This is a genomic window from Thioclava sediminum (assembly GCF_002020355.1).
Taxonomy (GTDB): Bacteria; Pseudomonadota; Alphaproteobacteria; order Rhodobacterales; family Rhodobacteraceae; genus Thioclava; species Thioclava sediminum.
Genome location: NZ_MPZV01000001.1, coordinates 471,265 through 490,465, shown reverse-complemented (window position 1 = coordinate 490,465; position 19,201 = coordinate 471,265). Strand labels below are relative to the sequence as shown.

Sequence of the window (19,201 nt, the reverse complement as noted above, 5' to 3'; positions counted from 1 at the left end):
ACAAAACGGAGAGACAGATGAAACGCTCGCGCGTGAACGAAATCATGGCCGCGGCCGAGGAAATGATCCAGGAATTCGGCTTCCGCCTGCCGCCCTTCGCATGGTGGAGCCCGGCCGAGTTCAAGGCGCGCCTGCCGCAGGCACAGCGCATCGTGGAAGCCGCGATGGGCTGGGACATTACCGATTACGGGCAGGGTGATTTCGACAAGCTGGGCCTGTTTCTCTTCACCCTGCGCAACGGCGATCTGCGCGATCTTCAGGCGGGCCACGGCATGGCCTATGCCGAGAAGCTGCTGATCTCGCGCAAGGACCAGATCAGCCCGATGCATACCCATATCATCAAGGCCGAGGACATCATCAATCGCGGCGGCGCAGACCTCGCGATCGAGCTCTATGGCTCTGACGCGGATGGCAAATTCGACGAGACCGCAGGCGGGCAGGTGATGTGCGACGGCGTCCCGCGCAATTACGAGCCCGGCGAGGTGCTGATCCTGCGCCCCGGCGAGAGCGTGACCCTGCGGCCCGGTGACTGGCATGCCTTCTGGGGCGAGGGCGGCGACGTTCTGATCGGCGAGGTCTCGACCGTCAACGACGACAATACCGACAATATCTTCCGCGAAGATATCGGGCGGTTCTCCGAGATCGAGGAAGACGAAGCGCCGCGCCACCTGCTGGTCAGCGACTACGACAAGTTCCTGTATTCATAAGTATTTACTGGCTTCCTTGCGGGCGAAAGGCTTCAGCCTTTCGCCATGCTCGGTCAGCCAGGCCTGTGCGCGGGCGGGGTCTTTCTTGCTCAGCTCGCGCAGCCACCACGCGATGGCTTTCTGGATGAACCAGTCGCGATCCTCGGCCAGTTGCGCAGCCCAGCCCAGAACCTCGTCGCGCACCGCCTCGTCCTCGGGCTTGGGATTGCGCTGCTTGGTCCAGGGCAGAGTGAATACGAAGGCCGCACGACGCGTCCACATGTGATCCGAGCGCACCCACTCCGCCACCTCGTCGAGCCGCGCGGGCTCGGCCTGAAGCCGTTTCGACCCCGCTTTTGCCGCGTGATCGGCAATCGCCCAGGCGTCGAATTGCGGCACCCAGCTCGCGATCAATTCCCATGCGGCATCATCGGGGCGCAGCCGCGCCTGCGTCAGTAGCTTGGCTGCCGCGATCCGCGCCTCGTGAATTTCGCTGTCCCAAAGCCCGCGGGCGAGTTCGACCCGCCCCGGAACATCAAGCTGGCCGCGCCACAGCGCGACCATGTCCTCGATCGCCGGAACGGAAACGCCCAGATAGCGCCGCTCCGCCTTGTGATAGGCGGCCATCTCGGCGGCCTTCTCAGCATCCGCCCAGCTTTCCAGCGCGAAATGCGCGTCTTCCAGCGTGGGCGGGGGCCCGGGTGGCTCGTCCGTATCGTCTTCCTCGGCGAAGCTCTCATAGTCCGCATCTGACGCCGCATAGGCTTTGGCCTCGGCGCGCAGCCGGGCGTCCTCCGCCGGGTCGAGCGGCGCGTAATCCGCCGCGCGCGGTCGGGCGACGCGTTTCTTGCCCCGTTTGCGGCTCATTCGACCGTCACCGATTTGGCGAGGTTGCGCGGCTGGTCCACGTCGGTGCCTTTCGCGACCGCCGTGTGATAGGCCAGCAGCTGCGCCGGAACCGCGTAAAGGATCGGCGCGAAAGGTTCTGCAATATCAGGCATTTGCAGCGTGCCCCAGGTGCCGTCCTGCGCCGCGCTGATGCCCTTGGCATCGGAGACCAGCAGCACCATCCCGTGGCGCGCCATCACCTCCTGCATGTTCGACACGGTCTTGTCGAAGAGCTTGTCATAGGGCGCCATAACGATCACCGGCACCAAGCGGTCGATCAGCGCAATCGGCCCGTGCTTCAACTCGCCCGAGGCATAGCCTTCGGCATGGATATAGCTGATTTCTTTGAGCTTCAGCGCCCCTTCCAGTGCCAGCGGATACATCGCGCCGCGTCCGAGGAAGAGGATGTCCTGCGCCTCGGCAAGCTGCTCGGCGAGATGCGCGATCGGCTCGGAAATCGACAGCGCCTGATTGAGCAGGCCGGGCAGGGTGCGCAACGTATCGGCATGGGCGCTAAGCGTGGGCCCGTCGGTGACGTCCCGATCACGGCCCGCTTTCAGCGCCATGACGGCCAGAACCAGCAGCTGCGCGGTGAACGCCTTGGTCGAGGCCACGCCGACCTCGACGCCTGCGAAGATCGGCAGCATGATGTCGGCTTCGCGCGCGATGGAAGAGGTGGGCACGTTGACCACGGCCACGGTTTTCGCAACGCGCTCGGAGCAATAGCGCAGCGCGGCCAGCGTATCGGCGGTCTCGCCGGATTGGCTGACGAAGACGGCGAGGCTGCGCTCGGACAGGGGCGGCTCGCGGTAGCGGAATTCAGAGGCCACGTCGATCTCGACCGGGATGCGAGCGAATTCCTCGAACCAGTATTTCGCCACCGCGCAGGCGTAATGCGCCGTGCCGCAGGCGATCAGGACAATCCGGTCGATGTTGGAAAAGTCCAAGTCTTCCGGCAGATTCAGCCCGGTTTCGGGCAGATAATGTCGCAAAGCGTCAGCTAGCACGACGGGCTGCTCGGCGATTTCCTTCGCCATGAAGTGCTTGTAGCCACCCTTTTCGACCTGCGCCTGACCCAGATCGATGCGGCTCTCGTCGCGGTTCGCACGGCGACCCTCGGCGTCGAAAATCTCGGCGCCTGCGCGGGTGACGAACGCGTAATCGCCCTCTTCGAGATAGGTGATCCGGTCGGTCATCGGCGCGAGCGCGATCGCGTCCGACCCAACGAACATCTCGCCATCGCCATGCCCGATCGCGAGCGGCGAGCCCTTGCGCGCCGCGATCAGCAGGTCGTCCTCGCCGTCGAAGAGCCACAGCAGTGCGAATGCCCCTTCGAGCTTGCCGAGCGTCGCCACGGCGGCCTCGCGCGCATCCATGCCGCGATCCATGAACATCCGGGTCAGTAGCGCGACGGTTTCGGTATCCGTCTGCGTCTCCGGGGTGATCCCGGCCTCGGCCAGCTCGGCCCGCAGCTCGCGGAAGTTCTCGATGATGCCGTTATGCACGACCGCGACGGGGCCGGAGCGATGCGGGTGCGCATTGCCTTGGGTGGCAGCCCCATGAGTCGCCCAGCGGGTGTGGCCGATGCCCGACTTGCCCGGCAGGGGCTCGTGCACCAGCAGATCGGACAGGTTCCACAGCTTGCCCACCGCCCGGCGGCGGTCCAGCTTGCCTGCATTTACCGTCGCGATCCCGGCACTGTCATAGCCGCGATATTCCAATCGCTTGAGGCTCTCAACGAGCCAGGGGGAAACCTCGTGCTTCCCCAAAACGCCAATAATTCCGCACATTTATCAATCTTTCTTCATGCGACGCGCTTTCTCCGCGCGCAGTTTCGCAAATAGCTTCGTAGCGAGGCCCGGACGGTTCACCTGCTCGGAGCGCTCGATCGCGATCGCCTCGGCGGGGACGTCCTTCGAGATCACCGATCCCGAGCCCGTCAGCGCACCGTCGCCCACCGTCACCGGGGCCACCAGCATCGTGTCCGAGCCGATGAAGGCATTCGCGCCGATGGTGGTGCGATGCTTCATCACCCCGTCGTAATTGCAGGTCACCGTGCCCGCGCCGATATTCGTATGCTCCCCGATATCGGCATCGCCCAGATAGGTCAGATGGCCGACTTTCACACCCTCCGCGAGGATCGCGTTCTTCACCTCGACAAAATTGCCGATATGCACGTCCTCGGCGAGTTCCGCGCCGGGGCGCAGACGGGCGAAGGGGCCGATCGTGGCGCCGCGGGAGATGTGGCAGCCTTCGAGATGGCAGAAGGCCTCGATCACCGCACCGGATTCGATGGTCACATCGGGGCCGAACACGACGTTCGGGCCTAGCACGACATCGCGGCTGATATAGGTGTCGAGCGCGAACCAGACGCTGGTGGGCTCGACCATGGTCACGCCGTTTTCCATCGCCTCGGCGCGCATCCGCTCCTGGAACAGGGCCTCGGCGCGGGCAAGCTCGGCGCGGGTGTTGATGCCCAGCGTTTCGGCCTCGTCACAGGTCACGACCTGCGCGGTCAGGCCCTTCTTGCGCGCGGCTTCGACGATATCGGTGAGGTAGTATTCGCCCGACGCGTTCTCGTTCGACAGCCCCGCGACGAGTTCGGTCAGAAGCACCGCATCACAGGCGATAACGCCGGAATTGCAAAGCGTTATGGCGCGTTCGTCATCCGTGGCATCCTTGAATTCCACGATCCGATCCAGCGTGTCGCCCTGCGCCACCAAGCGCCCGTAGCGGCCCGGATCGGCCGCCTCAAACCCCAGTACGGTCACCGCCGCATCGGACGCGGCCAGCCGCTCCAGTGTCTCGGGCCGGATGAAGGGGGTGTCGCCGTAAAGCACGATCACGCGGCCATCGAACCCGTCGAGCGCGGGCAGGGCCTGCGCCACCGCATGGCCGGTGCCGAGCTGTTCTTCCTGAAGCACGATCTGCGCCTCGGGATCGACCTTCGCGACGGCTTTCTTCACCTTGTCGGCACCGTGGCCCGCGACCACGATCACAGTCTCGGGTTCGAGGGCGCGTCCGGCAGCCAGTGCATGCGCCACCAGCGGCGCGCGGCCCACCTGATGCAGCACCTTCGGCAAGTCGGATTTCATGCGGGTGCCCTGTCCCGCCGCGAGGGTGATCAATGCAATCGCCATTAGAAACCTTTTCTTCTGCTCGGCCCCGTTTTAACCATTGGCTTGCTTGCCGCAAGTGGTGCGTCTTCACGCTTCCTTTCGCGGTGTTACGGAAGGAGCAAAAGGCAATGCGCACAGTGGTTTTCGACCTCGACGGGACCTTGGCGGATACCTCCGCCGACCTGATCGCGGCGGCAAATTCCTGCTTTACGGCGCGCGGCCATGCGCCGCTTCTCGATCCGGCGGAGGACGCGCTGACCGCCTTCCATGGTGGCCGTGCGATGCTCAAGGCCGGCTATGGGCGTCTGGGGCTGCCGGAGGCGGAGCTCGCCGAGCTGGTCGAGGCCGATTATCACCCGCTGCTTGCGCATTACGGCGAGAATATCGACCGCCATACGCAGCTTTATCCCGGCGCTGAGACGGCGGTGAAAACGCTGCGCGATCAGGGGTTTGCGACGGCTGTCTGCACCAACAAGCCCGAAGGTCTCGCGCGTGATCTGATCGACCGGCTCGGGATCACCGCGCTTTTCGACGCGCTGATCGGTGCCGATACGCTACCGCTGCGCAAGCCCTCGCCCGATCCCTATCTCGCGGCGGTCGAGCGGGCCGGGGGCAAGCTGGAAGCCTCGCTGCTGGTGGGCGACACCAATACAGATCGTGAGACCGCCCGCGCGGTCGGCGTGCCCTGCGTTCTTGTGACCTTCGGCCCGGAGGGGCGCGGCATCGAACGGCTCGCACCCGAGGCGCTGCTCGATCATTTCGACGATCTGCCCGCGCTTGCCGCGCGGATGCTCGGGTGAGCGCCTCGGCGGGGCTGTGTTGCCCCGAAACACCTCTCGGACGAGGCCTCCGACGGCCATGACCGCAGCCCCCATCGGTCCTTCGCGCTTTCACGCCACCGCCTTCGTTCTGATCGCGGTGTTTCTCGACATGGTGGGGTTCGGCCTGATCATCCCGGTGCTGCCCTCGCTGATCGCGGATGTCGGCCATGTCGATCTGGCGCAGGCGAGCCGGATCGGCGGCTGGATGTTCGCGGCCTTCAGCCTCGCGCAGTTCCTGTTCGCGCCGCTGATGGGCAACCTCTCGGATCGGTTCGGACGGCGCCCGCTTTTGCTGCTCGCCATCGGCGGTCTGGGCGTCGATTACCTGTTTCACGCCTTCGCGCCGACGCTGCTCTGGCTCTTCGTGGGCCGGATCGTCGCGGGCATCTGCGGCGCGTCCTATGTCATCGCGAATGCCTATCTTGCCGATATTACCCCTCCGGCCGAGCGCGCCCGCGCCTTCGGCCTGATCGGGGCGGCTTTCGGCTTCGGCTTCATCGCGGGGCCTGCGCTTGGCGGGTTTCTGGGCGAGCTTGGCCCGCGTATTCCCTTCTTCGTGGCCGCCGCGCTATCGGGGCTGAACCTGATCTACGGGCTGATCGTGCTGCCCGAAAGCCTGCCGCAGGGCCTGCGCCGTCCGGTGAACTGGCGCGCTTGCAACCCGCTGGGAACTTTGAAAGTCTTCGCGCGGTATCCGGGCGTGCTGCCGATGGGCACCGCGCTTGGCGTCTATCTGTTCGCCTCCGCCGTCTATCCCGCGATCTGGCCCTATTGGGGGATGGCGAAATTCGGCTGGTCCGAGGGGACGGTGGGGCTGACGCTTGCAGGCTACGGGGTCGTCGCGGCGATCTTTCAGGGCGGGCTGGCCGGTCCGCTCGCATCCCGTCTGGGCGAGGCGCGGGTGGTGGTGATCGGGCTGATTGTCGGGATCGGCATGACCATCGCACTGGGTCTGTCGACCTCGCTTGCAATGGTCCTGATCGTCCTCTTGATCACCGGGATCGAGGGGCTGGTGCATCCGATGATCGCCTCGCTGATGTCCAATGCGGTGCCCGAGGATGCGCAGGGCGCGCTGCAGGGTGGCATATCCGCGCTGATGAACCTCGCAATGCTGGCGGGCACCTTGTTCTTCACCCAAGTCTTCGGGATATTCCTCGCCGAGAACGCTCCGATCCGCACGCCGGATATGGCCTTTTACGTGGCTTCCGTGATCCTGCTGGTGGCATTGGCGCTGTTCATCCGCGCAAGAAAGGTTTGAGCGATGTCCGAGGTCTTCAAAGGCAACTTCACCCAGCAGGAGCCGATCCCCGAAGACGCGATCGAGCGCGCCGTCGAGGTGATGCGCTCGGGTCGCCTTCATCGCTACAACACCCTGCCCGGAGAGCCGGGCGAGGTGGCGCTGCTGGAGGAGGAATTCGCCGGATTGACCGGCGCGCCCTATTGCCTTGCGGTGGCCTCGGGTGGCTATGCCTTGGGCTGCGCGCTGCGCGCCGTGGGCGTGGGGCCGGGCGATCCGGTGCTGACCAATGCCTTCACGCTCGCCCCCGTGCCCGGCGCGATCGCGGCGGTCGGTGGCAAGCCCGTGCTGGTTGAGGTTACCGACCAGCTGACCATCGACCTTGACGATCTGGCGGCGAAAGCCCCGCAGGCGCGGGTGCTGATGCTGTCGCATATGCGCGGCCATATCTGCGACATGGATGCGCTGATGGAGATCGCGCGCGACCATGATCTAACGGTGATCGAGGATTGCGCCCATACGATGGGGGCGACATGGGCCGGGGTTCACTCGGGGCGGCATGGCGCGATCGGCTGCTATTCGACCCAGACTTACAAGCACATGAATTCGGGCGAGGGCGGGCTGATCGTGACCGACGATGCCGAGCTGGCGGCGCGGATGATCCTGCTCTCGGGCAGCTACATGCTCTATGAGCGCCACCGTGCAGCGCCCGGCCCGGAGGTGTTCGAGGGGCTGAAATACGACACGCCCAATGTCTCGGGCCGGATGGACCATCTGCGCGCCGCGATCCTGCGTCCGCAACTGTCGACGCTGGCGGATCGGGTGGCGCGCTGGAATGCGCTTTATCGTGAGGTCGAAGCCGGGCTTGCCGGGGCGGAGGGCGTCGCGCTGATCGAGCGCCCCGAGGCCGAGAACTATGTCGGCTCGTCCTTCCAGTTCCGCCTGCCGGGACGCTCCGCCCCCGAGATTCTGGATTTCGTCGCCCGGGCTGCGGCTCGCGGGGTCGAGTTGAAATGGTTCGGCGCGGATGAGCCTGCGGGCTTCACCTCGCGCCATGACAGCTGGCGTTACGCCGAGGCGCAGAACCTGCCGCGCACCGATGCGGTGCTGGCGACGCTGCTGGATCTGCGCCTGCCGCTGACTTTCTCGACGGATGACGCCGCCCAGATCGCGCGTATCCTGCGCGAAGAGGCCGAGACCTGAGGAGGTGGCGCGCTGACACTCACCCGGCGCGCGAGATCCAGTCGGCGATCATCAGGTCGAGATGCGCGCCGCCGCCATTCTTGTAAAGCGTGATCTCTTCGGCGCTTTCCCGCCCGCGCGCACCGCCGATCAGGTCGTAGAGATCGGCCTTCACCGCCTCGGGCGTGATCACCCCCTCGCGGATCGGGATCAGCAGCTCGCCGATATGGCCCAGCGTGGTGTCGCGGCTGTCGACGAAGAGGCTCGCCGTCGAAATCAGCGAGTCGTCGGCCTCGCGCATATCGGCCTTATAGGCTCCGATCAGATCGACATGGGTGCCGGGACGCATCCATTCGCCATGGAGGACCGGCGCGCGGGCCATGGTCGCGCTGCTGACGATATCGGCCTCTGCCACCGCCTCGGCCAGATCGGTCACCGCGCGCAAGCTGATGCCCTCGGGGGCGGGGCTAGCCGCCAGCTCCTGCGCCTGCTCGGGGCGGCGCGTCCAGAGCGTGATCTCGGTCAGCCCCGGAAAGCCCGCAGCATAGGCCGCGATCAGCGAGCGCGCGACCCGGCCGCCCCCCACGATCAGCAAACGGCGGCTGTCGGGGCGCGCGAGAAGCTGCGCGCCCAGAACGGAATCGGCGGCCGTCTTGAACTCGGTCACCAGCGGGCAATCGACGATCGCGGTGGGCTGGCCATGCTCGGGCTCGAACACCACCATCGCGCCTTGAACCGTCGGCAGCCCCGCCTGCGCATTGCCGTCGCAAACGGTGAAGGATTTCACCCCGTAGCCGAGCCCCGGAATATAGGCGGCGCGGCTCAGCAGCACCGCATCCGAGGGCCCGAGAAACGTATCGCCCAGCTCCGCCTTCGGGCGCGTATGGCCCGCGCGCAGCGCCGCGATTGCGCCCGGCCAGTCCAGTTGTTCGGCGATGTCATAGGGGATGATCTTCGGGCTCATGTGGTCTCCTTTATTGTCTCGGGCGTCACAGAGGCGCCAGCCAGCGCGCCGGGGCCGACACTTCGCGCGGCCCGTTGGCGGCACCGGTGATCGCATCGGCCAGTAGCGCGCCGCAGCCCGCCGACAGCGTCCAGCCCAGTTGGCCGTGGCCCGCATTGACCCACAGGTTGTCGTAAGACTTCACCCGGCCAAGGAAGGGCGGGCCATGCGGGGTCGAGGGCCGCAATCCGGTCCACAGCACCGGTGGTGCATCGCTCACCGCATCGCCGAAACGCGCGGCGACGTAATCGGTCAGCACCTTGGTGCGATCCTCGCGCAGCGTCCGGTCGCGCCCGGCGAATTCGGCGATCGCGGTCACCCGCAAGACACCACCGTAAGAGGCCACGGCGAGCATCGCCGCCTCGTCGATATAGGGGTGGCGGGGCAGGCGGCTCGGATCGCGCACCTCCCATGTCCCCGAATAGCCCTTCACCGGGTAGATATCCGGCGCAAAGCCCAGAGGGCGCGCCAGATCGGGCGTCTCGATCCCGGCGGCGAGGATCACCTGCGCGGCAGGCAGCGTCTCGTCGGCGAGGTTGACCCCGGTGATCTTCCCATGAGCCTGCGTGAACCCGGTCACCGCGCTGTTGTAGCGAAACTGCACGCCGTGCTTGGCGGTAAGGGCCTTGGCGGCGGCGCGGGTCACCTCGTGGCAATTGCCCGCGGCATCCATCGGCGAGAGAAACCCGCCTGCGAAACCCGCCTTGGCCAAGAGCGGATCGTTCTCGGCCAGCCAGTCCGGATCGATCCGCGTCAGCCGCCCGTCGTCATGCGCGTCGATCTCGGCGGTAGAATTGTGCAGGTAGAGCCCGCCTTCAAAGCGGATCAGCGCGTCCAGCCCCAGCTCCTGCGTCATGTCGGGCAGGGCGGCGCGGGCGGTCTCGGCCAGCCGCATCATCCGCGCGGTATTGCGTGCCTGCGCGGCCCCGGTGCAGTTGCGCAGGAAGGTCGTGCCCCAGCGCCACAGCGCCGGATCGAAGAGCGCGGTCAGCTTCACGCCCGGATTGCGCCCCGCCATCGCGCGCAGCAGTTGCGGCAAGGCATCCGGTCCCGCCCAGGCGCTCGCATGGCCAATCGAGACGATCCCGGCATTCGCGCGCGAACACAGCTCCGCCGGGCCGGGCAGGCGGTCGATCACCGTCACCGGCAACCCGCGGCGGGCCAGCGCCCATGCGGTCATCGTGCCGACGATCCCCGCTCCGATCACGATATGACGTGGCTGGCCCATCTCTGCTCCCGTCGGTTTTCAAGCTCTCAGGTCTCTTTGTGGCGGCAATCACTGCAAGTGACCAGCCCCTGTGCCAGTGGCTCGTGCCGCTGCGTCCTTTGCCCGCGTCCCAGCCCACGGGCCTTGACCCGACTCGGCAATTGCGCATAAATGAACGTACGTTCAATAAACCGGGGGAGGAGATCCGATGTTCGCAGGTTCGATGGAGTTCGATCTGGGCGAGGATATCGCCGCACTGCGCGATATGGTGCGCCGTTGGGCGTCCGAGCGTGTGGCCCCGATCGCGGCCAAAACCGATCTGGATAATGAGTTTCCGAACGAGCTTTGGACCGAGATGGGCGAGCTTGGCCTGCTCGGGATCACCGTGTCGGAAGAATATGGCGGGGCCGGGATGGGCTATCTCGCTCATGTCGTGGCCACCGAGGAAATCGCGCGGGCTTCGGCCTCGATCGCGCTCAGCTACGGCGCGCATTCCAACCTCTGCGTGAACCAGATCAAGCTGAACGGTTCTGACGAGCAGAAGAAGAAATACCTGCCCGGGCTGATCTCGGGCCAGTCCGTCGGCGCGCTTGCGATGTCGGAATCCGGTGCAGGGTCGGACGTGGTGGGCATGAAACTCAAGGCCGAGAAGCGTAACGGCTACTACGTGCTCAACGGCCATAAATACTGGATCACCAACGGCCCCGATGCCGATACGCTCGTGGTCTATGCCAAGACCGACCCGGAGGCGGGCTCCAAGGGCATCACCGCCTTCATCGTCGAGAAGGATTTCAAGGGCTTCACCACCTCCAAGCATTTCGACAAGCTCGGCATGCGCGGCTCGAACACGGCGCAGCTGTTCTTCGAGGATTGCGAAGTGCCGTTCGAGAACGTGCTGGGCGAAGAGGGGCGCGGCGTGCGCGTCCTGATGTCGGGCCTCGATTACGAGCGCGTGGTGCTTTCGGGCATCGGCACCGGCATCATGATGGCCTGCCTCGACGAGGTCGTGCCCTATTGCAAGGAGCGCGAACAGTTCGGCCAGCCGATCGGGAATTTCCAGCTCATGCAGGGCAAGATCGCCGATATGTATGTCGCGATGAACACCGCGCGCGCATATACCTACGAGGTCGCGAAGGCCTGTGATCGTGGCGCCGTGACGCGTCAGGATGCGGCGGCGACCGTGCTGTATGCGTCCGAGCAGGCGATGGTGCAAGCGCATCAGGCGGTGCAGGCCCTTGGCGGCGCCGGGTTCCTCAACGACTCCAACGTCTCGCGCCTGTTCCGGGATGCGAAGCTGATGGAGATCGGCGCGGGCACCTCGGAAATCCGCCGGATGCTCATCGGTCGCGAGATCATGGGAGCCGTCTGATGCGGGCGGGCGCTCTCCTCCTGATCGGGCTTGCAGCGCCTCTGGCGGCGCAGGCCCAAGGGGCAGGGGCGGATTTCGATCCGGCCCCGTTGGAGAGCTGCCTCTCGGGCGAAGGCGACCCCGCGTCCTGCATCGGCAAAGCGGCGGAGAACTGCATCGGCGGTGATGCAAGCGTCACCGACCGCCGCGCCTGCTATGATGCCGAACGTGCCCTCTGGTCCGACCGGGCGGCGACAGCCCTCGACAGCTTGCGCCAAGCGGCGGCGGCCAGCGACGCGGCGCAAATCGTGGCGGGCAAGTCTCCGTCCGGATTGCAAGGCGCGCAGCTGGGTGAGGCGGAAGCCGCCTGGGCCCGCTACCGCGATGGCGCCTGCGTCTATGGTGCCGCCCTGCAGGGCGAGGGTGCGGAGGCGGAGGAAGCGCGCTGCCTGATGCGCAAGACCGCCGAACATGCGCTGGAATTGCAGGACTGGGCCGCGACGCTGTCCGCTCAAGGCAAGGGAGGGACGCAATGAAGACGCTTTGGATGATCGCTGTCGCCGCGCTGGGCCTTTCGGCCACTGCCGCGCGCGCCGAAGGCATTCCCGTCACCTATGATCCGCAGGTGATTACGGCCTGTCTCTCTGCAAAGAGCGGACCCGCGCGCAGCGCCTGTATCGGGCTTGGCGCGGCACATTGCATGACTGTCGACAATGCCGGGTCGAGCAATGCGGGCATGGGCTTTTGCTTCGGCGCAGAACGCGACGATTGGGACAACCGCCTGAATGCAGCCTATCAGACGATCGTCGCGCAGGACGGCAAGATGGATGCGGAACTGAAAGAGCTGGGCTCCGCCGCGCCACCGCAGGTGCCTGCGCTGAAAGAAATGCAGCGCGCATGGATCGCCTATCGCGATGCGTCCTGCACCTATGAAATGTCGACTTGGGGCGGCGGCTCGGGCGCAGGCCCGGCCGGATCGCAATGCGAAATGCAACTGACCGGAGCGCAGGCGCTGCGCCTGATCGCGCGGGCCGAGCAGCTTGAAGGAGATACCCAATGAAAGGGCTATCAATCGTCGCGGCACTGATCTGTGCCACACCCGCCTTGGCGCAGGAGCCGAGCGTCGACACGAACGCGGTACGTGCCTGTTTCGACGGGGCGAAGGATACCCATCCCGCCTGTATCGGCGAAGCCGCCGCAGCTTGTCAGGATCAGCCCGGCGGCGATACGACCCTCGGCATTTCGGCCTGTCTGCAAGGCGAGGCGCAGGTCTGGGACGATATCGCGAAGTCGCAATACAAGGCGGCGCGCGCCCGTCTGCTGGAGCAGGGCGGCACCGAGCTCGCCAACAAGCTGCTCGATGCGCAAAGCGCGTGGGGGCAGTATCGCGATTCCGATTGCGGGCTGCTCTACGAGATTTGGAAGGATGGCACGATCCGCACGGTCGTGGCGTCGCAATGCTACCTCGAGCGTACAGCGCAACGCGCGCTGGAACTGCGCGATTTGGGGAGGATGGAATGAAACTGTTATCGCAGGCCCTGACCTCGTCGGAGGACTTTCAGGCCAATCGCAAGGCGCATCTCGACGCGCTGTCGCAGATCGAAACCGCGGCCGCACAGGCAGCCGCAGGCGGCGGCCCCGCCGCGCTGGAGCGGCACCTGTCGCGCGGGAAGATGGCGCCACGCGAACGGGTGGCAGGGCTTCTGGATCCCGGCTCGCCGTTTCTGGAAATCGGCGCGACGGCGGCGCATGACATGTATGGCAATGCCGCGCCCTGTGCGGGCGTGATCGCCGGCATCGGCCGGGTGCAGGGCCAGGAGGTCATGGTGGTCGCCAACGACGCCACCGTGAAGGGCGGCACCTATTATCCTCTGACGGTGAAGAAGCACCTGCGCGCACAGGAGATCGCCGAGGAAAACCATCTCCCCTGCATCTACCTCGTCGACTCGGGCGGTGCGAACCTGCCCAATCAGGACGAGGTCTTCCCTGATCGCGACCATTTCGGGCGCATCTTCTACAATCAGGCCCGGATGTCGGCGAAGGGCATTGCCCAGATCGCGGTGGTGATGGGGTCCTGCACGGCAGGCGGCGCCTATGTGCCCGCAATGTCGGATGTGACGATCATCGTGAAAGAGCAGGGCACGATCTTCCTCGCAGGCCCGCCGCTGGTGAAGGCCGCGACGGGCGAGGTCGTGACCGCCGAGGATCTGGGCGGCGGCGATGTGCATACGCGCCTCTCGGGCGTGGCCGACTACCTCGCCGAAGACGATGCCCATGCTTTGGCGCTGGCGCGCCGCGCGGTCGGTAATCTCAACTACACGAAACCTTCGACGGTGAACTGGCAATCTCCCGAGGAGCCCGCCTACGATCCCGAGGAAATCCTCGGCGTCGTCCCGGCCGACCTGCGCACCCCCTATGACATCCGCGAGGTCATCGCGCGCCTCGTGGACGGCTCGCGCTTCGACGAGTTCAAACCGCGCTTCGGCGAGACCATCGTCACCGGCTTCGCCCATGTGAAAGGCTGCCCCGTCGGCATCGTCGCCAATAACGGCGTGCTGTTCTCGGAAGCCGCCCAGAAGGCCGCGCATTTCATCGAGCTGTGCTCGCAGCGCTCGATCCCGCTGGTCTTCCTGCAAAACATCACCGGCTTCATGGTCGGACGGAAATATGAAAACGAGGGCATCGCGCGTCACGGGGCAAAAATGGTCACCGCCGTCGCCACCACCTCGGTGCCGAAGATCACCATGCTGGTCGGCGGCTCCTTTGGGGCGGGCAATTATGGCATGGCGGGCCGCGCCTATTCCCCGCGCTTCCTCTGGACCTGGCCCAACTCGCGGATCTCCGTGATGGGCGGCGAACAGGCGGCCGGCGTGCTCGCTACCGTCAAACGCGACGGGATCGAGCGCAAGGGCGGCCAGTGGTCGGCCGAAGAAGAGGCCGAGTTCAAGCGCCCCACCATCGAGATGTTCGAGCGCCAGTCGCACCCGCTCTACGCCTCGGCGCGGCTCTGGGATGACGGCATCATCGACCCGCGCAAATCGCGCGACGTGCTGGCGCTCTCGCTTTCCGCCGCGCTCAACGCTCCGATCGAGCCGACCCGCTTCGGCCTGTTCCGGATGTAACTTTCATGCCTCCGGCGGGGATATTTGGACCAAGAGGAAGTGCAAATCTTCGACTTGGCCGAAATTTCCCGGGGGGGCTCCGCAGGAGCGGGGGCAGCGCCCCCTCCGACGCTCTCAAAGGGGAGACCGACATGTTTTCCAAGATCCTGATCGCCAATCGCGGGGAGATCGCCTGCCGCGTGATCGAGACCGCACGCAAACTGGGCGTGGCGACCGTCGCCGTCTATTCCGAGGCCGACAGCGAGGCGCGCCATGTGGCGATGGCCGACGAGGCGGTGGCCATTGGCGGCCCCGCGCCCAAAGACAGCTATCTGCGGGGCGATGCGATCATCGCCGCTGCCAAACAGACCGGCGCGCAGGCGATCCATCCGGGCTACGGGTTCCTCTCGGAGAACCCCGATTTCGTCGATGCCGTCGAGGCGGCGGGGCTGGTCTTCATCGGCCCCTCGGCCAAGGCGATCCGCGCGATGGGGCTCAAGGACGCAGCCAAGGCGCTGATGGAAAAGGCGGGCGTGCCTGTCGTGCCGGGCTATCACGGCGACAATCAGGACCCCGAGCATCTCGCGGGCGCCGCCGACACGATCGGCTATCCGGTGCTGATCAAGGCGGTCGCGGGCGGCGGCGGCAAAGGGATGCGTCTGGTCGAGGCACCGTCCGAATTCGCGGATGCGCTGGCCTCGGCGCAAGGCGAGGCGCAGACCGCCTTCGGCAATCCTGCCGTGCTGATCGAGAAATTCATCGGCTCGCCGCGCCATATCGAGGTGCAGGTCTTCGGCGATGGCGAGGACGCGGTGCATCTGTTCGAGCGCGACTGCTCGCTCCAGCGGCGCCATCAGAAGGTGATCGAAGAGGCCCCGGCGCCGGGCATGACGCCCGAGATGCGCGAGGCGATGGGTCAGGCGGCCACCCGCGCCGCTGAGGCGATCGGCTATAAGGGCGCGGGCACGGTGGAGTTCATCGTGGACGGCTCGGACGGGCTGCGCCCGGATCGGTTCTGGTTCATGGAGATGAACACCCGCCTGCAGGTCGAGCATCCCGTGACCGAGGCGATCACGGGGGTCGATCTAGTCGAATGGCAATTGCGGGTGGCCTCGGGTGAGCCGCTGCCCTGCGCGCAGGACGATCTGACGATCACCGGCCATGCGTTCGAGGCGCGGCTTTACGCGGAAGACGTGCCCGCGGGCTTCCTGCCCGCGACGGGGACGCTCTCGCATCTGCGCTTCGCCGATGGGTGTCGCGCCGATACCGGAGTGCGCACCGGCGACACGATCAGCCCGTGGTACGATCCGATGATCGCCAAGGTCATCACCCATGGGCCGACGCGGGCGACCGCGCTGGGGCAACTTGCGCGCGCCTTGGAAGAGACGGAAGTGGCGGGCACGGTGACGAACCTCGCCTTCCTCGCGCGGCTTGCGCGGCACGAGGGCTTCGCGCAGGGCAAGGTCGATACCGGGCTGATCGGGCGCGAGATCGACGCGCTCGCCGCCCCGACCGAGACGCCGGTTGCCGCAAAAGCGCTGGCCGTAGTCGCTGCGGCGGGGCTTTGGGACGGCGATGCGAGCGGCTTCAGCCTCTGGCAGTCGCCGCGCCGCGCCGTGCCCTTCGAGGAAGAGGCCGCGATCCGCGTGCACGGGCCGGGCCATGTCGCGGTCGAGCTGGGCGAGGAGGCTCATACGTGCCAGCTGGCCGAGGATGGCTGGCGGGTGGATGGCGCTAAGACCGGGGCGCGGATGGCGCAATCGGACGGGGCGATCACCATCTTCCTGCATGGCGCGCATCGCTTCGATATCCCCGACCCGCTGGCGCGCGGCGCGGATGCCGACGCCTCCGATCTGACGCTGGCACCGATGCCGGGGCTCGTGAAGGCCGTCTTCGTCTCTGCCGGCGACACGGTGGCGGCGGGGGACCGGCTTGCCATCATGGAAGCGATGAAGATGGAACACACGATGCGCGCGGCCCGCGACGGTGTTGTGGCCGAGGTTCTGGTCGCCGAAGGCGCGCAGGTCGAGGCGGGCGCGGCGCTCATTCGGCTGGAGGACGAGGCATGATCCGACTGCATCACGTCCCCGGCGCGCGCTCGATGCGGGTGCTGTGGCTGCTGGAGGAGATGGGGCTCGATTACGAGCTTCAGACATGGTCGCTCACCGATGGCTCGCTGCGCAGTCCCGAGTTTCGCGAACTCTCGCCCGCCGGGCGCATCCCGGCGCTGGAGGTCGACGGGCGGTCGATCTTCGAGAGCGGCGCGATCGTCGAATACCTCACCGAGACCCGGCCCGAGGCCGGGCTGGCGCCGGTCACGGGAGAGCCCACCCGTGCCGATTTCCTCGAATGGGTGCATTTCGCGGAGACGCAGGGTAACATCCTGCAAAGCCTCAACATTCAGCATATCTTCCTGCGTCCGCCCGAAGCGCGCTCGCCCGCGATGATGGCGCTCGAGACGAAGCGGCTCGGCGTCACGATGAAGGCGCTGGAGGCGCATCTGGCCGGGCGCGATTGGCTGATCGGGACGTTCTCGGCGGCCGATTGCATGATGGGGTTCAATATCGACGCGATGTTCCGCTTCGTGCCGCGTGAGGGCTTCCCGAACATCTCCGCCTATCGCGACCGGATCGAGGCGCGGCCCGCCTATCAGCGCGCGGTCGCGAAGGGCGGGGCGAGCATGTATGCGCAGGACTTCTACGAGCTGCCCCCGATGGAGCAAACCAATGGCTGAGAGCGTCGAAATCTTCGAGATGGCCCCGCGTGACGGGCTGCAGAACGAAAAGCGGCAGATCGCGCTTTCCGACAAGATCGCGCTGGTCGATTGCCTGAGCCGGGCCGGGTTCCGGCGGATCGAGGTGGGGTCTTTCGTCAGCCCGAAATGGGTGCCGCAAATGGCCGACTCGGCGGAGGTCTTCGCCGGGATCACGCGCCGCCCCGGCATTTCCTACGCGGCGCTGACGCCGAACATGAAAGGCTACGAGGCGGCGAAAGCGGCCAAAGTCGATGAGGTTTCGATCTTCGCCTCTGCCTCCGAGGGGTTTTCGCGCGCGAACCTCAATTGTTCGGTAAGTGAAAGCTTGGAGCGGTTTGCGCCCATCATGGAGGCCGCGAAAGTCGATAATATGAAAGTCCGAGGCTACATCTCTGTCGTCACGGATTGCCCTTTTGACGGGAAAACGCCGCCGGAGAACGTGGCCCGGGTCGCGGCGCAGCTGCGCGACATGGGCTGTTACGAGATCAGCCTCGGCGACACGATCGGGCAGGGTACGCCCGAAAGCGTGACGGCGATGCTGCGCGCGGTGTTGGGTGAGGTCCCGGCGGAAAAGCTCGCCGGGCATTTCCACGACACCTCCGGGCGGGCGCTGGAGAATATCGAAGCCTCGATGGCGATGGGCCTGCGGGTATTCGACGCCTGCGTTGGCGGTCTGGGCGGCTGTCCCTATGCGCCCGGCGCGGCTGGCAATGTCGCGACCGAAGCGGTGCAGGCGCGTCTCGACGCTTTGGGCTACGAGACCGGGCTGGATACGGCCGTTCTGGCCGAGGCGGCCGCGATGGCGAAGAAGATGAAAGGGCAGGGCGATGTTTGAGACGATCAAGACCGAGACCGATGCGCGTGGCATCGCGCGGCTCACGCTGGCGCGTTCGGAGAAGCATAACGCGCTCTCCGAGCAGATGATGGAGGAGATCACCGCGGCGATCGGCCAGCTTGGCACGGACGATGCGGTGCGCGTGGTGATCCTTGCTGCCGAAGGGCGCAGCTTTTGTGCGGGCGGCGATCTGAAATGGATGCAGAGCCAGATCGCGGCGGGCGCGAAAGAGCGCGCGGCGGCGGCGCGCAAGCTCGCGGGGATGCTGCAGGCGCTCAACACCTGCCCGAAACCGGTGATCGGCGCGGTGCAGGGCAACGCCTTCGGCGGCGGCATCGGCATGATGTCGGTCTGTGACGTGGCCATCGGTGTCGAGGGCGCGAAATTCGGGCTGACCGAAACGCGGCTGGGCCTGACGCCCGCGACGATCTCTCCTTATGTCGTCGCGCGCATGGGCGAGGCCCGGGCGCGCCGCGTCTTCATGTCCTCGCGGATCTTCGAGGCCGCCGAGGCGCGTGATCTGGGATTGCTGGCCAAGGTGGTTTTGCCCGAGGTGCTGGAGCGCGCCGTGATGGCCGAGGCCGAGCCCTATCTCGCCTGCGCGCCGGGCGCGGTGGGCGAGGCCAAGGCCTTGGTCCGCGCGCTGGGGCCGCGGATCGACGAGAGCGTGATCGACATGACGATCGAGGCGTTGGTGACTCGCTGGGAATCCGCCGAGTCGGATGAAGGAATCACCGCGTTTTTCGAGAAGCGCGATGCGGCGTGGAAAGCTTAAGGCAGCCTTAAGCGGCACCCTGCGGCGCGCAGGTCGAATATTCCGAAAATTCAAAGCGCCGTTAAGTTTGATCGAAGGCTGCGCTGCTGCAAAAGCGGCGCAGTCCAACGCGGGCAGGCTCTGAGCGGCGCTCGAAGCGCAAAAAATTCGCATACATTCGTATGCAAAAAGCATCTGTGGCCCGCATTTGCATGATTTTCCGGCCTGCTCTCGGTTGACCCCAATGGGGCGCAAGGCTATTGCT

The 19,201-nt window shown here is 66.1% G+C and carries 18 protein-coding genes; 13 read left to right on the top strand and 5 right to left on the bottom strand.

Annotation, left to right across the window (positions count from 1 at the left end):
* The first annotated feature begins 17 nt into the window (after nt 1-17).
* Nucleotides 18-707 carry a D-lyxose/D-mannose family sugar isomerase gene (locus tag BMI91_RS02140; RefSeq protein WP_078599320.1) on the top strand — a complete coding sequence of 230 codons (690 nt, stop codon included), beginning with the start codon at nt 18-20 and terminating at the stop codon, nt 705-707.
* On the opposite strand, the gene BMI91_RS02135 is transcribed toward BMI91_RS02140, so the two are convergent.
* Genes BMI91_RS02135 through glmU form a run of 3 tightly spaced genes read right to left on the bottom strand, consistent with a single transcriptional unit; the run spans nt 702 to nt 4,714 of the window.
* A complete protein-coding gene (locus BMI91_RS02135) occupies nt 702-1,553 on the bottom strand; it encodes a DNA alkylation repair protein (protein ID WP_078603816.1) in 852 nt (283 codons plus the stop codon). The genes BMI91_RS02140 and BMI91_RS02135 overlap by 6 nt on opposite strands.
* The gene (glmS, locus tag BMI91_RS02130; RefSeq protein ID WP_078603815.1) at nt 1,550-3,364 is read right to left on the bottom strand and encodes a glutamine--fructose-6-phosphate transaminase (isomerizing); all 1,815 of its coding nucleotides are present in this window, start codon (nt 3,362-3,364) and stop codon (nt 1,550-1,552) included. The genes BMI91_RS02135 and glmS overlap by 4 nt, the downstream gene beginning before the upstream one ends.
* Nucleotides 3,365-3,367: 3 nt before the next feature.
* Nucleotides 3,368-4,714, bottom strand: coding sequence for a bifunctional UDP-N-acetylglucosamine diphosphorylase/glucosamine-1-phosphate N-acetyltransferase GlmU (glmU, locus tag BMI91_RS02125; RefSeq protein WP_078603814.1), 1,347 nt, complete (start codon nt 4,712-4,714; stop codon nt 3,368-3,370).
* Nucleotides 4,715-4,821: 107 nt separating this feature from the next.
* Between glmU and BMI91_RS02120 the strand changes: the two genes are divergently transcribed.
* From BMI91_RS02120 to BMI91_RS02110, 3 genes are read left to right on the top strand one after another with little or no spacing between them, the layout of a single operon-like run.
* A complete protein-coding gene (locus tag BMI91_RS02120; protein WP_078603813.1) occupies nt 4,822-5,493 on the top strand; it encodes an HAD-IA family hydrolase in 672 nt (223 codons plus the stop codon).
* Nucleotides 5,494-5,551: 58 nt separating this feature from the next.
* Nucleotides 5,552-6,772, top strand: a complete 1,221-nt coding sequence (locus BMI91_RS02115) for a TCR/Tet family MFS transporter (RefSeq protein WP_078603812.1) — start codon at nt 5,552-5,554, stop codon at nt 6,770-6,772.
* Between the two features lie 3 nt (nt 6,773-6,775).
* Nucleotides 6,776-7,954, top strand: coding sequence for a DegT/DnrJ/EryC1/StrS family aminotransferase (locus tag BMI91_RS02110; RefSeq protein ID WP_078603811.1), 1,179 nt, complete (start codon nt 6,776-6,778; stop codon nt 7,952-7,954).
* Nucleotides 7,955-7,973: 19 nt separating this feature from the next.
* On the opposite strand, the gene BMI91_RS02105 is transcribed toward BMI91_RS02110, so the two are convergent.
* Entirely contained in the window at nt 7,974-8,897 is a 924-nt protein-coding gene (locus BMI91_RS02105) for an ornithine cyclodeaminase family protein (protein ID WP_078603810.1), read from the bottom strand.
* Nucleotides 8,898-8,922: 25 nt separating this feature from the next.
* Nucleotides 8,923-10,164: an FAD-dependent oxidoreductase gene (locus tag BMI91_RS02100; RefSeq protein WP_078603809.1), complete on the bottom strand. Its 1,242-nt coding sequence runs from the start codon at nt 10,162-10,164 to the stop codon at nt 8,923-8,925.
* Between the two features lie 187 nt (nt 10,165-10,351).
* Here BMI91_RS02100 and BMI91_RS02095 point away from each other — a divergent pair, with 187 nt between their 5' ends.
* From BMI91_RS02095 to BMI91_RS02055, 9 genes are all read left to right on the top strand, one after another.
* Nucleotides 10,352-11,512, top strand: a complete 1,161-nt coding sequence (locus tag BMI91_RS02095; protein ID WP_078603808.1) for an isovaleryl-CoA dehydrogenase — start codon at nt 10,352-10,354, stop codon at nt 11,510-11,512.
* Nucleotides 11,512-12,027: a lysozyme inhibitor LprI family protein gene (locus BMI91_RS02090; protein WP_078603807.1), complete on the top strand. Its 516-nt coding sequence runs from the start codon at nt 11,512-11,514 to the stop codon at nt 12,025-12,027. Before BMI91_RS02095 ends, BMI91_RS02090 begins: the two co-directional genes overlap by 1 nt.
* On the top strand, nt 12,024-12,551 hold the full coding sequence (locus BMI91_RS02085) for a lysozyme inhibitor LprI family protein (protein WP_078603806.1): 528 nt from the start codon (nt 12,024-12,026) through the stop codon (nt 12,549-12,551). Before BMI91_RS02090 ends, BMI91_RS02085 begins: the two co-directional genes overlap by 4 nt.
* Nucleotides 12,548-13,012 (top strand): lysozyme inhibitor LprI family protein, encoded by a 465-nt coding sequence (locus BMI91_RS02080; protein WP_078603805.1) that lies wholly within the window; start codon nt 12,548-12,550, stop codon nt 13,010-13,012. The genes BMI91_RS02085 and BMI91_RS02080 overlap by 4 nt, the downstream gene beginning before the upstream one ends.
* A complete protein-coding gene (locus tag BMI91_RS02075) occupies nt 13,009-14,613 on the top strand; it encodes a carboxyl transferase domain-containing protein (protein WP_078603804.1) in 1,605 nt (534 codons plus the stop codon). Before BMI91_RS02080 ends, BMI91_RS02075 begins: the two co-directional genes overlap by 4 nt.
* 131 nt (nt 14,614-14,744) lie before the next feature.
* Nucleotides 14,745-16,661, top strand: a complete 1,917-nt coding sequence (locus BMI91_RS02070; RefSeq protein WP_078603803.1) for an acetyl/propionyl/methylcrotonyl-CoA carboxylase subunit alpha — start codon at nt 14,745-14,747, stop codon at nt 16,659-16,661.
* The gene (locus tag BMI91_RS02065; protein ID WP_078603802.1) at nt 16,658-17,326 is read left to right on the top strand and encodes a glutathione S-transferase family protein; all 669 of its coding nucleotides are present in this window, start codon (nt 16,658-16,660) and stop codon (nt 17,324-17,326) included. Before BMI91_RS02070 ends, BMI91_RS02065 begins: the two co-directional genes overlap by 4 nt.
* A complete protein-coding gene (locus BMI91_RS02060) occupies nt 17,319-18,182 on the top strand; it encodes a hydroxymethylglutaryl-CoA lyase (RefSeq protein ID WP_078603801.1) in 864 nt (287 codons plus the stop codon). The genes BMI91_RS02065 and BMI91_RS02060 overlap by 8 nt, the downstream gene beginning before the upstream one ends.
* Nucleotides 18,175-18,957 (top strand): crotonase/enoyl-CoA hydratase family protein, encoded by a 783-nt coding sequence (locus tag BMI91_RS02055; RefSeq protein WP_078599304.1) that lies wholly within the window; start codon nt 18,175-18,177, stop codon nt 18,955-18,957. The genes BMI91_RS02060 and BMI91_RS02055 overlap by 8 nt, the downstream gene beginning before the upstream one ends.
* Nucleotides 18,958-19,201: the final 244 nt, after the last annotated feature.

Excerpts from the sequence above, each read along its gene's own strand:
- BMI91_RS02140 (WP_078599320.1), top strand. The coding sequence starts at position 18 with ATGAAACGCTCGCGCGTGAACGAAATCATGGCCGCGGCCGAGGAAATG.
- BMI91_RS02135 (WP_078603816.1), bottom strand. The coding sequence starts at position 1,553 with ATGAGCCGCAAACGGGGCAAGAAACGCGTCGCCCGACCGCGCGCGGCG.
- glmS (WP_078603815.1), bottom strand. The coding sequence starts at position 3,364 with ATGTGCGGAATTATTGGCGTTTTGGGGAAGCACGAGGTTTCCCCCTGG.
- glmU (WP_078603814.1), bottom strand. The coding sequence starts at position 4,714 with ATGGCGATTGCATTGATCACCCTCGCGGCGGGACAGGGCACCCGCATG.
- BMI91_RS02120 (WP_078603813.1), top strand. The coding sequence starts at position 4,822 with ATGCGCACAGTGGTTTTCGACCTCGACGGGACCTTGGCGGATACCTCC.
- BMI91_RS02115 (WP_078603812.1), top strand. The coding sequence starts at position 5,552 with ATGACCGCAGCCCCCATCGGTCCTTCGCGCTTTCACGCCACCGCCTTC.
- BMI91_RS02110 (WP_078603811.1), top strand. The coding sequence starts at position 6,776 with ATGTCCGAGGTCTTCAAAGGCAACTTCACCCAGCAGGAGCCGATCCCC.
- BMI91_RS02105 (WP_078603810.1), bottom strand. The coding sequence starts at position 8,897 with ATGAGCCCGAAGATCATCCCCTATGACATCGCCGAACAACTGGACTGG.
- BMI91_RS02100 (WP_078603809.1), bottom strand. The coding sequence starts at position 10,164 with ATGGGCCAGCCACGTCATATCGTGATCGGAGCGGGGATCGTCGGCACG.
- BMI91_RS02095 (WP_078603808.1), top strand. The coding sequence starts at position 10,352 with ATGTTCGCAGGTTCGATGGAGTTCGATCTGGGCGAGGATATCGCCGCA.
- BMI91_RS02090 (WP_078603807.1), top strand. The coding sequence starts at position 11,512 with ATGCGGGCGGGCGCTCTCCTCCTGATCGGGCTTGCAGCGCCTCTGGCG.
- BMI91_RS02085 (WP_078603806.1), top strand. The coding sequence starts at position 12,024 with ATGAAGACGCTTTGGATGATCGCTGTCGCCGCGCTGGGCCTTTCGGCC.
- BMI91_RS02080 (WP_078603805.1), top strand. The coding sequence starts at position 12,548 with ATGAAAGGGCTATCAATCGTCGCGGCACTGATCTGTGCCACACCCGCC.
- BMI91_RS02075 (WP_078603804.1), top strand. The coding sequence starts at position 13,009 with ATGAAACTGTTATCGCAGGCCCTGACCTCGTCGGAGGACTTTCAGGCC.
- BMI91_RS02070 (WP_078603803.1), top strand. The coding sequence starts at position 14,745 with ATGTTTTCCAAGATCCTGATCGCCAATCGCGGGGAGATCGCCTGCCGC.
- BMI91_RS02065 (WP_078603802.1), top strand. The coding sequence starts at position 16,658 with ATGATCCGACTGCATCACGTCCCCGGCGCGCGCTCGATGCGGGTGCTG.
- BMI91_RS02060 (WP_078603801.1), top strand. The coding sequence starts at position 17,319 with ATGGCTGAGAGCGTCGAAATCTTCGAGATGGCCCCGCGTGACGGGCTG.
- BMI91_RS02055 (WP_078599304.1), top strand. The coding sequence starts at position 18,175 with ATGTTTGAGACGATCAAGACCGAGACCGATGCGCGTGGCATCGCGCGG.